Source organism: Hymenobacter setariae (assembly GCF_007713685.1).
GTDB classification, from domain to species: domain Bacteria; phylum Bacteroidota; class Bacteroidia; order Cytophagales; family Hymenobacteraceae; genus Hymenobacter; species Hymenobacter setariae.
Genome location: NZ_VMRJ01000007.1, coordinates 144,375 through 158,969 on the forward strand (window position 1 = coordinate 144,375; position 14,595 = coordinate 158,969).

The 14,595-nt window shown below is 59.0% G+C and carries 10 protein-coding genes; 3 read left to right on the forward strand and 7 right to left on the reverse strand.

From position 1 onward, the window contains the following. Position 1: 1 nt before the first annotated feature. From FNT36_RS23225 to FNT36_RS23240, 4 genes are all read right to left on the reverse strand, one after another. Entirely contained in the window at positions 2 to 904 is a 903-nt protein-coding gene (locus FNT36_RS23225) for a prephenate dehydratase (RefSeq protein WP_144852767.1), read from the reverse strand. 255 nt (positions 905 to 1,159) lie between these two features. Next, a complete protein-coding gene (locus FNT36_RS23230) occupies positions 1,160 to 2,011 on the reverse strand; it encodes a pirin family protein (protein ID WP_144852769.1) in 852 nt (283 codons plus the stop codon). A gap of 32 nt (positions 2,012 to 2,043) precedes the next feature. After that, on the reverse strand, positions 2,044 to 3,339 hold the full coding sequence (locus FNT36_RS23235; protein ID WP_144852771.1) for a glycoside hydrolase family 2 TIM barrel-domain containing protein: 1,296 nt from the start codon (positions 3,337 to 3,339) through the stop codon (positions 2,044 to 2,046). A 212-nt stretch (positions 3,340 to 3,551) separates the two neighbouring features. Next, positions 3,552 to 4,916, reverse strand: coding sequence for a Gfo/Idh/MocA family protein (locus FNT36_RS23240; protein WP_144852773.1), 1,365 nt, complete (start codon positions 4,914 to 4,916; stop codon positions 3,552 to 3,554). 196 nt (positions 4,917 to 5,112) lie between these two features. On the opposite strand from FNT36_RS23240, the gene FNT36_RS23245 reads away from it, so the two are divergent. Then, positions 5,113 to 6,189 carry an NADH:flavin oxidoreductase/NADH oxidase gene (locus tag FNT36_RS23245; protein WP_144852775.1) on the forward strand — a complete coding sequence of 359 codons (1,077 nt, stop codon included), beginning with the start codon at positions 5,113 to 5,115 and terminating at the stop codon, positions 6,187 to 6,189. A 310-nt stretch (positions 6,190 to 6,499) separates the two neighbouring features. Further along, positions 6,500 to 7,951: a Gfo/Idh/MocA family protein gene (locus tag FNT36_RS23250; protein ID WP_144852777.1), complete on the forward strand. Its 1,452-nt coding sequence runs from the start codon at positions 6,500 to 6,502 to the stop codon at positions 7,949 to 7,951. A gap of 138 nt (positions 7,952 to 8,089) precedes the next feature. Here FNT36_RS23250 and FNT36_RS23255 read toward each other — a convergent pair whose 3' ends face one another. The 3 genes from FNT36_RS23255 to FNT36_RS23265 form a co-directional block, all read right to left on the reverse strand. Beyond that, positions 8,090 to 9,112: a N(4)-(beta-N-acetylglucosaminyl)-L-asparaginase gene (locus FNT36_RS23255; protein ID WP_144852779.1), complete on the reverse strand. Its 1,023-nt coding sequence runs from the start codon at positions 9,110 to 9,112 to the stop codon at positions 8,090 to 8,092. A gap of 86 nt (positions 9,113 to 9,198) precedes the next feature. Beyond that, positions 9,199 to 9,720: a VOC family protein gene (locus FNT36_RS23260; RefSeq protein ID WP_144852781.1), complete on the reverse strand. Its 522-nt coding sequence runs from the start codon at positions 9,718 to 9,720 to the stop codon at positions 9,199 to 9,201. An 86-nt stretch (positions 9,721 to 9,806) separates the two neighbouring features. Beyond that, complete coding sequence (locus FNT36_RS23265; RefSeq protein ID WP_144852783.1) at positions 9,807 to 10,328, reverse strand: DinB family protein; 522 nt, start codon at positions 10,326 to 10,328, stop codon at positions 9,807 to 9,809. A gap of 475 nt (positions 10,329 to 10,803) precedes the next feature. Between FNT36_RS23265 and FNT36_RS23270 the strand changes: the two genes are divergently transcribed. Then, entirely contained in the window at positions 10,804 to 14,484 is a 3,681-nt protein-coding gene (locus tag FNT36_RS23270; protein WP_144852786.1) for a gliding motility-associated C-terminal domain-containing protein, read from the forward strand. Positions 14,485 to 14,595 lie beyond the last annotated feature (111 nt).

Below are 14,595 nucleotides of genomic sequence, written 5' to 3' on the forward strand. Positions count from 1 at the left end.
CTTATACTGCGAGTGATAATGAATTATTCTCTTCGGTTTTGATGACCTGACTTTCTGGCTCCACTTCCTGCCCAAACTCCATGCTGCCACGCTGGTAGGCGCCTAGCACACGCAGCTCTTCTGTCACGGTGGGTAGCTCAGCCAACAGTGCTTCTAGCTGGGCGGCAGTGGAGAACTCTACATCGGCGTGGAAGCCATAGTGCCAGGGCTGGCTGGGGCGCGGGCACGACTGCAACTTACTCAGGTTCAAACCGTGGCTCGCTACCAGCGTGAGCACCTTGGCCAACATGCCCGGCGCGTGCGAGGTGTAGAAATAAAGCGATGCTTTGTCGGGCTGCGCCACGGGCGTGGCCTCGGCAGCGCGCTCTAGCACCAAGAAGCGGGTGTAGTTATTAGGGTCGTCGTTGATGGCGGGCGCCAGGATTTCCAGCCCGAAAGCTTCGGCAGCTTGGCCGCCAGCTATCACGGCTAGGCCGGGCGTGCGGCTTTCGGCCAGGCGTTGGGCGCTGAGGCCGGTATCCTCGGTTTCGACAAGTTGCCACGCGGGGTATTGCCCTAGGTAGTCGCCACACTGGCGCAAAGCCATGGGGTGCGAGTGCACGGCCTGCACGTCGGCGAGCGTGGTGCCAGGCAGCACCAAAAGGTGCTGATGGATGGGCAGATATACCTCGCCTGTAATGGTGAGGTCGGCCCGTTCTAGTAGCAGATAATTAGCTAAGATGCTGCCAGCCACCGAGTTTTCCATGGCCATCACGGCGGCATCGGCGCGGCCATCGGCCACTTGGGCTACTACCTCACCGAAGGTGGCGCAGAAGTTCAGGGCGGGCGCCGCGCCGAAATACTGGCGGGCGGCTACTTCGTGGAAACTCCCTTTGAACCCCTGAATGGCAACGTGCTGTGGCATGGTAGTAGAGAAAGTAAAAGCGATGGCTGAAAACCTATTCGCTGAAAAAACATAAAAAAAGCGCCACCCGAAGAACGAGTGGCGCTGCTAATTTTTTGTGGCTTAGCTACATGGCGACTCGTTCTACGCGGGCGGCGTAAAATAAAAGAAGCCAAAAAAATAGCGGTTGCTGAACATGATATCGGTCGAATTGGGCGGCAAGGTAGGCAAGAATTTTAAACTGACAAATTTCGCCACCTCTTTTTTCACAAGGTTTTAGCCGTTCCAACGGCCAAATTTTCCCTGCTGATAGTCAGCGTAGGCCTGTTCGATTTCGGCCTCGGTGTTCATCACAAAAGGCCCACCCGACACTACGGGCTCGCCAAAGGGTTCGGCATGACCTAGGAGCAATACGCTGTCTGTCAACGCTTCTAAGGCCAACTCGTCGCCATCGTGGTTGAATTCGACCAGTTCCCGGGCGAAGGCCTCAGTACCGTTGACGCGCACGCTGCCGCGCACCACGTAGAAAAAAATGCTGTGGCTGGCTGCAATTGGCAGCGTAGCAGTGGCACCTTCGGCCATATCAAGCCAAGCCAGGGCCACATCGGCCAGCGGCTGCACGGCGCCAGCGGTGCCGCCCCAGGTACCCGACACGGCGTGCGCCGTGACGCCGTCGGCGAGCGCAACTGTCGGTATCTCGTTCTCCTGTAGGCCTAGGTAGCGTGGCTCAGTCATTTTGTACTTGGCCGGCAGGTTGACCCAAAGCTGCAAAATTTCGAGCGGGCCGCCCGTTCTCTTGAATTCATTGGACGATACTTCGGCGTGGATGAGGCCTGAACCAGCCGTCATCCACTGAATACCAGCGGCTTTGATGACGCTTTCGTGGCCGCTGCTGTCCTTATGCAGAATGTCGCCCTCCAGGATAAACGTAACCGTTTCGAAGCCGCGGTGCGGGTGCGGGCCAAAGGGCAGGCCGCGGTTGTTGGCCCGGTACACCTGCGGCCCGTGGTGGTTCAGGAACAGAAACGGGTCGATATACTCAACGGACTGCGTGGGGATGGCCCGGTAGGTCGTGAGGTCGGCGATGGGCGCATTTACGGCCCGGTGCTTTTGAATGACAGTGCGCATAGTCTAGTAATAACCGCGAAATGGCACCCTAGTTACGGCTGCACCAAGAAGGGTACGTTGCCCGTAGCCACGTTGCCGTGCCCATCGTGGGCATACACGAAGAGGCGATAGGCACCCGGCTGGGTAGGTGTCGTGAGGGTAGTTTGGCCCTTCGCGCCTATGGGCAAGCTGCCGGCCATGGGCACTGGGCGGCTTTCGCGGTCGCCGCCCTGCTTGAGGTCGGTGCTCTCGGGTAGCAGTTCCCACTGGTAGGTGAGCGGGTCGCGGTTGGGGTCGGTGACAACGGCTGCGGCGGAATAAGGCTGACCAGGCTTTAAGGTCACGCCGTCGGTAGCGGCTTTACCATTAACCAATAGCGAGTTGATATGCGGGGCGCGGTTCTGAGGCCAGTGGCCACTCCACTCGTATTGCAGCACATCCATCACTTCGGTTTCCTCGCCTTTCTCGGTAAATAGGCCATACCAAGTAGGCGTGCGCTCTTGTTTCTGGCCCCACAAGAAAACGTAGGAACCTAGGCAGTGCGCCCGGTCCTTGAGCACCGAGGCCTCGTAGCGACTTTGGTACACGGCGGCTTTCTGGCTGCTGGTTTCCTCCACCGAAGCCTTCCAAGGTGTCTGGGGGCCTTCCCAGTGGCCGGTGGGTCCCCACTCAGCCACGATATATGGGCCTTGCCAACCAGCTTCGCGTACCTGCTTAGGCAGCGTAGCCAAGCCTGCGTAAGTGTTGATGCTTAGAATGTCCACGGCTGGGCAACGGGCCATGATGTACGCCACCTCGCGCTTGCTCACGCCCGCCAGCACCGTGGAGGTCGGGTGGTTGGGGTCGAGCTTATGAATCATCTTAGCGATGTTGTTCACCGCGTCCCACACCTTGGGATTGGTATAGTCTAGATTCAGCTCATTGCCGATGCCCCACACCAACACAGCGGGGTCGTCCTTGTACTTCAGCACTTCAGCCTTAATCTTTTCGAGCTGGTCGGCTACCGAAGAGGCATCGTTGTAGTCGAAGCCGTGGCGCTCACGAGCCACATCGAGGCCCAGCATCACGGTCAGGTTGTGCTTGTTGGCGGCAGCCAGCACCTTAGGAGCTTCGGCGGTGCCCCAGGTGCGAATGGAGTTGCCGCCGTAAGCCGCAATCCGCTCGGGGTATTGGCTACCGCCCGCTCCTTTTATGAAGTAGGACTTGCCATCGCGTAGCAGCTCATAGCCGCTGGCGGTCCGGCTCACCGTTACTTTGATGGGGCCAGTGGGTGGGTTTGCTACGGCCAGCGACGTGGCCAAAGTCAGCGCGGCCAAAGCCAAGCCAGCGCGTAGAAAGGTGAAGTGCATGAATGAAAAGAATGGGCGGCAAAAGTAGCCGGTCAGCCTATTTGTGGCCGATTTGAGAGTTGAACTAGTATCAAGAACGCTTGTCATGAAAAACGCTTGTCATGCCGAGCTTGCGAAGCATCTTATCACGTCAGAATGATAATCTAGACGTGATAAGATGCTTCGCAAGCTCAGCATGACAAGCGTGCTTTTACTTACCCTAGGTGGCTTTATTAAGCCTGCTCTTCTGTGGGCGGCGTGCCACGGAAAGCATCTGTCTTGCCTACACCAGTAGTCAGTTTCACGGGTTTGTTTTCCTTAGCCGATTGGTAAATGGCCTCCATGATGCGCTGGTCTTGCAAGCCTTCTTCGCCGGGCGTGTAGGGCTTTTTATTGTCGCGTACGCACTCGGCCATGTGGTCCATTTCAAGGGCAAACTGCTGCTTGTCGGGGTTGCTAGGTTGCTCTATCATTTGCTTGCCGTTGGGGGCGTGCACCAGCTCCTGCTTGAGGCCTTTGTAGGGAAAAGCAGGGTCCATTTTGATGGTGCCCGTCTCGGCGTGCACGGCGTAGCTCTTGTTATTAAACGAGCCGTAGCCCGTCATGCACTGCGCTATTACGCCGCTCGGGAAACGCAGCGTAAAGCTCACGTTCTCCTCGATTTCCTTAAAACGGTCGTCGCCGGGTGTGCTGTAGATTTGGGCGCTCACCTCGGTGGGCTCCTCCCCTAGCAGGAAGCGCGTGGTGTTGAGGCAATACAGGCCTACGTCGGGCAACGAGCCGCCACCGGCCAGCGCCTTTTTGTGGCGCCACTGCTGGTCGTGGGCTTGGTTTTGGCAGTTCATCATTTGGATGAGCTTGGTTTTACCATAGGTCTTGTCGCGCACCATTTTTTGGGCGGCGCGGTTCAGCGGCTCATACTGAATGCGGTAGGCAATCATGAGCTTTTTACCGGCTTTTTCGCAAGCAGCTATCATTTCTTCGCACTCTTTCACCGAGTTGGCCATCGGCTTTTCGCAAAGAATATGCTTGCCCGCTTTCGCGCCCCGGATGGTGTACTCGTGGTGCATGGAGTTGGGCAGCACGATATAAATCACTTGCACCTCGGGGTTGTCCTTCAGCTTATCGTAGTTCTGGTACGAGTAGCAGCTGCTCGGCTTAATACCATACTGCTTAGCGGCTTTAGCCATTTTATCCGCGTCGCCGCTTACTAGGGCCACCGGCTTGCAGTGCTTGGCCTGGCCAAAGGCAGGCAGAATTTCGGCGAGCGTGAGGTGACCTAGGCCCACGATGGCAAAACCTACGCGCTGGTCGGGTGCATCGGGGTTGGGGAAGGGGCCAGCTTTGGGGTCGGTGGGCGCTTCGAGGGGGGGCAGCTTGATGTCGAGCGGGCCGGTAGGCGGCGCGGGCGCTGCACCATTGCCTAGGTCGGCAGCTTCGGCCGCGGCCAGTGGCAGGGCCGTGGCAATGCCGGCAGCCAGCAGGCCGCGCCCGGCATTATTGATAAACTGGCGGCGCGAGGTGTCGCAGGCCGTGGGCTCGCTTAGGGTTAGGGCTACTTGGTCGAGAGTAGTGGCCGCGGAAGTTTCTTGGAACATAGCTAGCTAAAATGGGAGGAAAGAGCTGTTGCAGCCTACCTGTACGTGCCAACGCCAATTAAGTACTACTGTCCAGCAGGCCAAACTCAGCCATGACAACCCTAGGTTATCGTTCGCTGTTAAGAGCTATTCACGCAGAAAAAATCTGGTTAGTGCTAGCATCTATCAGCACTAACCATTCGCTAGCCACTAGTTTATGTCCGCTCTCTTCGAACCCCTGGCCCTCCGTGGCCTCACCCTAAAAAACCGCATCGTAGTATCGCCCATGTGCCAGTACAGCGCCGTCGATGGCTTTGCCAATGATTGGCACCTGGTGCACCTAGGTAGCCGCGCCGTGGGCGGCGCCGGCCTGCTCATTCAAGAAGCCACGGCCGTGTCGCCCGAGGGCCGCATCACGCCCGAAGACCTAGGCATCTGGAAAGATGAACACATTGAATTTCAGAAGCGCATCAATCAGTTTATCGAAGCCCACGGCAGCGTGCCCGGCGTACAGCTAGCCCACGCCGGCCGCAAAGCCAGCACCTATACCAGCTGGCTCGGCAAGGGCCACGGGGCCGTGCCCGAGGCTGAGGGCGGCTGGCAAGTGGTGGCGCCTAGCGCCATTGCCTTTTCCGATAGCTACCCACAGCCGGTAGCGCTCGATGCGGCCGGTATCAAGAAGGTAATCGCTGACTTCCGCAGCGCCACCGAGCGCTCCCTAGCGGCTGGCTTTAAAGTAATTGAGATTCATGCGGCGCACGGCTACTTGCTGCACGAGTTTTTGTCGCCTCTCTCCAACCAGCGCACCGATACCTACGGCGGTTCGTTTGAGAACCGCATACGGCTGCTGCTCGAAGTGGTAGCCGCCGTGCGCCAGGTACTACCCGCTGATTTCCCGCTGTTTGTGCGCATCTCGGCCACCGACTGGACCGAAGGTGGCTGGACACCCGACGAATCGGTGCAGCTCAGCACTTGGCTGCGCGACCGCGGCGTGGACTTGGTAGACTGCTCAACGGGCGGCAACGTGGAAAAGGCACAGATACCCGTGGGGCCCGGCTATCAGGTCGAGTTTGCCGAGCGCATCAAGCGCGAAGTGAGCATTGCTACTGGCGCGGTGGGCCTCATCACCACGCCGCAGCAGGCCGAAGAGCTAGTTGCCAACGGCCAAGCCGACCTAGTGCTACTAGCCCGCGAGGAATTGCGCGACCCCTACTTCCCTTTGCGCGCCGCCCACGAACTAGGGGCCGATGTGGACTGGCCGGTGCAGTACGAGCGCGCCAAGCCGCGCCGCTAGGTAGTGCAATAGGGCTTTTGCACTTTCAAACCTAATCGAGCATCTCCCATGCTCGTTTCAGGCTTAATCGAAAAAGGTTGCGTTAAGAAACTGACAACAGCTTCTTAACGCAACCTTTTTTTATTGCGTATTTTTCTTTAAAATACTACTATTTAATTAATTGATAGTTAGTATACATACATATGCTTCCCCTACCCTAGTGCTACGCTATTAAATTACCACACTTGTAAAGTAACTAGATGAAAGTGGAGAAAATAATGTGCATAATTGCGTACCTTTTACCAAACTTTTCCCACTCAACTCATTACATATGAGCCAACTTCCCGAAACTCCGTCTCGGCGGACTTTCCTCAAACAAGGTGCGGCTGCGACGGCCGGCATTATCATCGTGCCGCGCTTTGTGCTCGGCGGCAAGGGGTACACTGCACCTAGCGACCAGCTTTTAATCGCTGGCGTTGGCGTTGGCGGCAAGGGCGAAAGCGACATTGCCATGTTTGCCAAGAGCGGTAAAGCCCGTATTGCTTACCTCTGCGACGTAGACGACCGCCGGGCGGCCAATTCGCGCAAGGCGTTTCCGCAAGCCAAGTACTATAAGGACTGGCGGAAAATGTTCGAAAAAGAGCACAAGCATTTTGATGCCGTGTCAGTTTCGACGCCCGACCACAACCACGCCATGCCTACTATGGCGGCCATGCAGCTTGGTAAGCACGTCTACGTGCAAAAACCTTTAACCCACGATATTTTTGAAGCGCGCGCCCTTACCGACGCAGCCAAGCGCTATCCCAAAGTAGTGACCCAGATGGGCAACCAGGGCTCTTCCAACGATGGCGTGCGGCAGCTAATGGAGTGGTACGATGCTGGCACTATCGGCGACGTGCACACCATCTATTGCTGGACCGACCGCCCCGTATGGCCCCAGGGCATTGCTTGGCCTAAGACCAAGGCTACCGTACCTGCCGAACTCGATTGGGACCTGTGGCTGGGCAGCGCGCCGCAGCGCGACTACGTCGACCACCTCATCCCCTTCAACTGGCGCGGCTGGTGGGACTACGGCACTGGCGCCCTCGGCGACATGGGCTGCCACCTGCTCGAAGCTCCTTTCCGAGTTCTCGACCTAAAGTATGCTAACTCGGTGCAAGCCAGCGTAGGTAGCGTATACGTTGATGAGTTCAAGCGCGGCTATTTCCCCGAGAGCTGCCCTCCGTCGAGCCACGTTACGCTCACCTTCCCAAAGACCGACAAAACCAAGGGCGACATTACCGTACACTGGATGGACGGCGGCATTCAGCCCGAGCGCCCCGACGAGCTAGGCCCGAACGAGTTGTTTGGCGATGGTGGCAATGGCACCTTGTTTATCGGCACTAAGGGCAAAATGATGGCCAGCACCTACGCTGAAAACCCGCGCCTGCTGCCCCTCTCTCGCAACCAAGAAGTGAACGTGCCTAAGACCCTGGCCCGCGTACCTGGCCAAGCCAACGGCCACTACGCCCAATGGGTAGAAGCTAGCATCGCCGGTGCTGGCAAAATGAAGCTGAGCTCGCCCTTCGAACTCGCTGGCCCACTCACCGAGGCGCTTCTCATGGCTAACCTCGCCATCCGTGGCTACGACCTGCAGAAGCCTAAGGCGTCGGGCAACGGCTTTGACTACCCAGGCCGCGGCCGTAAGCTGCTGTGGGACAACAATCAAATGCGCATCACAAACCTCGACGAGGTAAACCAATTCATAAAGCGCGACTACCGCCAGGGCTGGAAACTAGCCTAGGTTAGTTTTTGCTGCTTTGCGCATAAACTAGGAAAAGAGTCCGGAAGTGCTAAAACCTTTAAATAGGCTTTAGTACCTCCGGGCTCTTTTGCTTAGTTGCTTGGCGATTGAGTAAAAGCTTTGTTGGCTTTACCTGTCTTATTTTAACAAGTACCCGCTTTGCACCACTTTGCGCTGATCGGCGGCATTGCAAAGCGCATAGCTAAAACCGTTTTGCAAGGCAAAAGCCCCTGTTACACCTTGGTTATTGACGGCGATAAAACAGACTTGAATATCTTTAGCCTTGGCGCCTTTGATGCGGTTTACCCGCTCGACAGCAGCCCGGCACGCCGCTTCAGGCGACATACCTTGGCGCATAAATTCGACTACGGTGTGCGCCCCCGCCATGCGAATCACGTCTTCACCCTGGCCGGTAGCCGCGGCGGCACCCACTTCATTATCAACATACAAGCCCGAGCCAATAAGCGGCGAGTCGCCCACGCGGCCGCGCATCTTAAAGCCCATGCCGCTGGTGGTGCAGCTGCCGCTGAGGTTGCCTTGCGCATCCAGCGCCAACATGGCAATGGTGTCGTGGTTTTGGGGACCACCTACGGGGCCGGTTTTTTGATTACCCGTGTTCTCGATGTTTACGATAGGCTTATACTCGCTGGTTTTCAGCCACTCGCGGTAAGCCTTCTCAGCGTCGGGGCTAAGCTTCTGGGGTTGCAGCGGGAAGCCTTGGGCCACGGCAAACTGCTGGGCGCCCTCCCCCACGAGCATCACGTGGGGGGTTTTTTCCATGATGCGCCGCGCCACGCTGATGGGGTGCAAGATGCGCTCGAGGGCAGCCACACTACCACAATTGAACTGATGGTCCATGATGCAGGCGTCGAGCGTCACGATACCGTCGCGGTCAGGATTGCCACCTAGGCCCACGCAGCAGTTTTGCGAAGCCTCGGTCACCATCACGCCGGCCTCTACGGCATCGAGGGCGCGGCCACCTTTTTTCAAGATTTCCCAGGCGCCTTGGTTGGCAGCCACGCCGTCGTTCCAGGTAGAGATGGCCAGCGCCTTGCCGCGCACATTGGGGGGCAGCAGCCGGGGGGCAGCGGCACCAGGCTGGGTAGTGAGCAGTGCCAAGCTGGCAGCTGAGGAGGTCAGGAATTTCCGGCGAGTGGCCATACAAAGTCGGGGGTTGAAAGCAGATGCGCAGGCCAAAGAAAACACCCGCGCGCCAGCTTACCGCATTTGCCAGCCAAAGCGACGACCTAGGCGGCTGGCGTCCAGCGTGGCACCTGAGGGTTGGGGAGGTGCACGCCGGCAGGGTACGTCAGCAGCTCGATGAGGGCGCCCCAAGGCGTGTGCCCGTATACAAACTCATTGCCGGGGCCCGCTTCTACTCCTTTTAGTGGGTGAGGGGCTGATAGCAGTCGCCCACCTGCCGCCTCAAAGCGCTGGGTGGCCGCGGCCATGTCCTCGACATATAGCCCTATATGCGTAAAGCTAAGGTCTACAATAGTGGCCGGCGACTGCTGCTGCGCACGGGCCACCTCAAACAGTTCGAGAGAAGCCCCGTTGGCCAAACGTAACAGCCGAATCTGGATAACCTGGCCACCGGGCGGCAGCCCTAGTTGCTGCTCGACGCCGGCCCCGGCCTGGGGTGGGCTGCTTTTGAGGTGCGAGTCGTAGATGACCTGCGCCCCAAAGGCTCGCTCCAGAAACTGGGTGGCAGCCTCTAGGTCGGGTACCGTCCAACCGACGTGGTCGATTCCTTGGAAAGTGTTTTTCATAAAGTAGGTGGGAAGAGTGGTACAGCCTAATACGTAGCAGGCGGCAAGTAGTACTAAGCTTGAGGACGGATGCGCTTATAGCCCTTTTAAATGGCCGCGCTGGCTACTAGCCGGGCCGTGACTAGCAGTTGGCCCACGTGGCGAGTGGTGTGCTCGGCGGCGTGCACCAGCAGCCCTATCACGGTGCTTGGCAGCTGGGCGCGGCCTACCCCGCGCCACTCAGGCAGTATAGCCTCGGGCGTGGCGCGCAGCTGCGCCAGCGCCGTATCGACCTGCTGTGCAAAAGCCTGCACTAGCTCTTGCACGGCCCCTAGGTGGGTAGGTGGCTGCCCTTCGGCAGCTAGGTAGGCCAGCTGCCCCTCGCTGAGGGCCTCGCCGCGGGCATAAGTAAAAGTGCGGTCGAGCACGCCTACTAGGTGGCGCAAGTGAAAACCTACCGAAGCCAGCCCTAGGGGCCGCTCAGCCAATCGCTCAGCTGGGAAGTCGGCCAGTAGTTCGGTTATTTCTTCGCGGGCTTGCAGCAGGGCGTGGGCTACTGGCTGTAGCAGGGGTGGCACCGCAGGTAATGGGCCACGCAGCCACACTTCGGGCATACTAGGAGTAGGCATAAAAAGAAGCAGAAAAATTCTATCTACAGTGCAGTATTTGGCAAGGTAAGGGCCCCTAGGCGCGGCGTTATTTCGGCTCGCCAAGATAGTCGTTTCGACCACAGATACACCGTCTTTCGCAGCGGAAGGCTATGGCACAAAGCCCCCTAAACTCATTTTGAATAACCTCTACGGTAAAATGGCTAGTAGTAGCCTGCTTACCACTAACGACCCGACTCACTAGTCATCTTGGGTTCCTTATATAATGGGCTGGTAGGCAGTAATACTATTCATGTATTTAATAGTCTTAACGCTTTATATCACGGTATCCGCGACCTAGCTTTACTGCGCTATTACTACGCATACAGGGTTCGTTTTAGAGCGAACCTTCTTAGCCTTTATTACTACGCGGGGTGCTACCAACGACCAGCCAAGGCCTAGTCGCGCGTAGCCCAAGCGCACTACCGGCCCGTCTCCCGTCCCTTACCGCTTACATATGATTGCAACACTACTCCGCCGCATTACGCTATTACCGTGGCTGGTGCTTTTACTGCTGCTGGGCACAACTCAGGCGGCGCTGGCCAGCCACTTGCTGGGCGGCGAAATGACCTACAAGTACCTCGGGGCTACTGGCCCGGCAGCTGCGCCGCATCGCTACGAGATTACGACCTCGGTATACGTGGCCTGCAATCGGTCGGTCACAACATCGTTTCTTGACTTGTACATCTATAACAAGGCCACTGGGGCTCGCGTTATCCCAACTGCGGCTAACATAGGTTCTAGCAACGCCATGGTGGCTGGCTTAGGCGTAGAGTTCGTACAGCCTACTATCAGTGGCTGCACCACTATTGCGGTGCCAGCGGGCTGCACTATCACGGGCGCTTCGCAACCCTACCAGCTACAAAAGTTTGTGGGCATCATTTGCCTACCGGCTTCAAGCGCGGGCTTTTATGTAGTGACTGCCCCAGGCGGTGGCCGCAATGCAGACATCAACAACCTGGCGGGTGGCGGCAACGCCAGCAGCGGCTACCAGCTAGGGCTTTATTCAACGCTGGCTCCTCCCAACCTGCCTAATAGCTCACCGATATTTACTGGCAATGCCGTAGGTCTGATTTGCGCAAGCGACACCACGGTGGTGCTAAACAATGCGGTGGACGCCGACGGCGACCGCCTAGAGTACGCATTTGGCCAGCCCTATAACTACCTGTCTAGCAATGCTACCTTTACGCCACCCGGGGAGTATGTTCCTTACACCACCTCGGGCGGTTACTCGGCCAACACCCCGCTGGGTACTGGCGCCGGGTACTACGCCAAAATCAACGAGAATACTGGTGTTACCAAGTATGTGGGCGGCCCCCTGGTAGGCAACCGCTACGGCATTGCGGTGGATGTGACAGAGTACCGAACCATCAACGGGGTGGAGGTATCGCTGGGCACTACTCGGCGCGACATTCAAATACTCGTAGGCCTGTGCCCGGCCGTTGACCCGCCCGTGCTGCCGGCGGCAGCGGTTATGCCCCGCAGCTACACCGTAGAGGCCGGCAGCACCCTAAGCATCCCAATAACGGGCACCCAGCCGGCCGCCCACCCCCTAACGCTCACGGCTACCAGTACCCTGCTCGATGGCAGCGGCGGCTATAATGCCACCTTTGCCAACAATGCCGGCGCCCTCACCTATGCGGGCAGCCCCGTAGGCGCCTATACGGCCACGGGCACCACCGGCGGCACGGTAGCGGGCACGTTTGTGTTTTCTCCTACCTGCGACCAGGCCCGCGCCACACCCTACGACGTCACGCTTGTGCTACAAGACGTGGGCTGCGCAGGCAAAATAGCGAGCGATGTGCTGCGCATAACGGTAGTGAAGCCCACTGGGCCAACCACCATTGCAGGTAACCTAGCCGTGTGTGGCCTGAACACTACCCAGACTTATACCGCCAGCGGTGGCACCGCTTCCACTATCAACTGGACCGTGACGGGCGGTACCATCGTGGGCAGCGCCACCGCCAACCCCGTAACGGTGCGCTGGCCCACAGCTGGCGCGGGCACCATTACGGCGCAGGGCATGTCGCAAGCTGGCTGCCCTCTAGGTCTAGTGACTAGCAACGTGGTGGTGAGCCCCGCCCCGGCGCTGACACTTACTGGCACCCAAGACATTTGCCTAGGTGGTAGCACTACGCTCACGGTGAGCGGGGGTACGGCCCCTTACACCATCACCGGCGGGCCCACGGCCGTGAGCGGAGCGGGGCCATTCGTGCTCAGTCCTGCGCAAACCACAACTTACACGATTGCGGGCACAGCTACATCGGGCGGCTGCCCCGCCGTGGGGCAGCTAACTATCACTGTGAACCCGCTGCCGGTGGCTGTAGCGGGCGCGGCGGTCACCTTTTGCCCCGGCGGCAGCGCGCAGCTCGGGGCAGCGCCCGTGGCGGGCCTCACCTACAGCTGGAGCCCGGCCACGGGCCTAAGCAGTAGTACCGTGGCTAATCCCACCGTGACCCTACCCAACACCACCGCCGCGGCTATCTCTCAGACTTATACTCTGACCGTCACCAGCACCAGCGGTTGCCAAGCCAGTAGTACAGTAGTAGTGACAGTAGTTCCGCCGCCAATAGCAGTGGCGGGCGCGGCGACTACCCTTTGCCCTGGCGGCAGCGCGCAGCTCGGGGCAGCGCCCGTGGCGGGCCTCACCTACAGCTGGAGCCCGGCCACGGGCTTAAGCAGTAGTACCGTGGCTAATCCCACCGTGACCCTACCCAATACCACCGCCGCGGCCATCTCTCAGACCTATACCCTGACCGTCACCAACGCCGGAGGCTGCGCTGCTAGCGGCACAGTGGCGGTAGTAGTGTTGCCTGCCGTGGCCCCGGGCACCATTGGGGCCGACCAAACGGTGTGCGCGGGTGCGGTACCAGCCCCGCTCACAAACACCGCCGCCGCCACGGGCGGACCGGGCACCTACACGTATCAGTGGGAATCATCGGCCGATAACCTTACCTGGACGGCGCTAGCCAACGCGGCTGGCCCCACCTACGCGCCCGGCCCAGTGGCCGCTACTACGTACTTCCGGCGGCGCGCCACTGCAGGCGCCTGCGGTACAGCTTACTCTAACGTATTAACGGTGACCACCCAGCCGCTGCTAGTGACTGCCGTAGCCTTGCCAGCGCTGCCGGCCCAGTGCCCAGGCACCGCCATGACCTTTACCCCCACACCTACTAACGCCGGCTCCGCTCCCACTTACCAGTGGTTTGTGAATGGTACGGCCGTGGCCACCGGCCCCACCTATACCAGCAGCACACTGGCCAATGGTGACCTAGTGCGGGTAGAACTGACCCCAACGCCTGGCCTGTGCACTACTGGTGGGGCGGCGGCTACAGCGCAGGTAAGCCTGACGCCCGTGCCGGCCCCAACCGTCACCATGCTGCTGCAAAGCGCGCTGCCCGTGTGCATAGGCTCCCCCCTCACCTTTAGCCTCGGCCAGGCCACTAATGCTGGCCCTAGCTCACAGTACCAATGGCAGGTCGATGGCGTAAGCGTGGCCGGTGCTACCGACCCCAGCTTTACCACTACTACCCTGCGCGATGGCCAGGCCGTGACGTTGGTGCTGCGCACTACCAATGCCTGCGGCCAGCCTGCCACCGCCACTTCGGCGGCCGTGCGCGTAGTTGTCACGGCGCCTGTGCAAGTGAATGCTGGGCCCGATAAAACCATTATGGAGGGCGAAACGGTGGTACTCGAAGGAACAGCCGACGGCACCTACCCCGTCAGTTGGTCACCTTCAGCAAGCCTGGCATTCGCGGCCAACAACCAGTTGCGGCCTGTGGCCGCGCCGCTGGTTACCACTACCTATACCCTTGCGGCCGGCGCGGGCTACTGCGGCAACAGCAGCACCGTGACGGTGACAGTGCTGCCTCGCGTGCGCATTCCAAACGCCTTTTCGCCCAACGGCGATAACAACGATGACACTTGGCAAATCGACAACATCAGCCAGTACGCTAACAACCGCGTCATCGTGTATAATCGCTGGGGAGCCAAGATTTTCGAAGCCGCAAACTATAGTCGTGGCAACGAGTGGAATGGCACTATCAACGGCCAGCCTACCCCCGTTGGCACCTATTATTACCTCATCACGCTCGGCAACGGCAAATCCTTTACTGGGCCAATCACGGTTGTCTATTAGAAATAAAAGCCAGGTCACAACTACCACCTATGCCCCCGGCCGCGTTGCACCAGCGCGGGCCGGGGGCAAGCTTTTGGGGCAAGCCTAGTTCGCACCTAGTGGGGCGAGTTT

Coding starts and splice junctions, on each gene's coding strand:
- FNT36_RS23225 (WP_144852767.1), bottom strand. CDS start 904: ATGCCACAGCACGTTGCCATTCAGGGGTTCAAAGGGAGTTTCCACGAA.
- FNT36_RS23230 (WP_144852769.1), bottom strand. CDS start 2,011: ATGCGCACTGTCATTCAAAAGCACCGGGCCGTAAATGCGCCCATCGCC.
- FNT36_RS23235 (WP_144852771.1), bottom strand. CDS start 3,339: ATGCACTTCACCTTTCTACGCGCTGGCTTGGCTTTGGCCGCGCTGACT.
- FNT36_RS23240 (WP_144852773.1), bottom strand. CDS start 4,916: ATGTTCCAAGAAACTTCCGCGGCCACTACTCTCGACCAAGTAGCCCTA.
- FNT36_RS23245 (WP_144852775.1), top strand. CDS start 5,113: ATGTCCGCTCTCTTCGAACCCCTGGCCCTCCGTGGCCTCACCCTAAAA.
- FNT36_RS23250 (WP_144852777.1), top strand. CDS start 6,500: ATGAGCCAACTTCCCGAAACTCCGTCTCGGCGGACTTTCCTCAAACAA.
- FNT36_RS23255 (WP_144852779.1), bottom strand. CDS start 9,112: ATGGCCACTCGCCGGAAATTCCTGACCTCCTCAGCTGCCAGCTTGGCA.
- FNT36_RS23260 (WP_144852781.1), bottom strand. CDS start 9,720: ATGAAAAACACTTTCCAAGGAATCGACCACGTCGGTTGGACGGTACCC.
- FNT36_RS23265 (WP_144852783.1), bottom strand. CDS start 10,328: ATGCCTACTCCTAGTATGCCCGAAGTGTGGCTGCGTGGCCCATTACCT.
- FNT36_RS23270 (WP_144852786.1), top strand. CDS start 10,804: ATGATTGCAACACTACTCCGCCGCATTACGCTATTACCGTGGCTGGTG.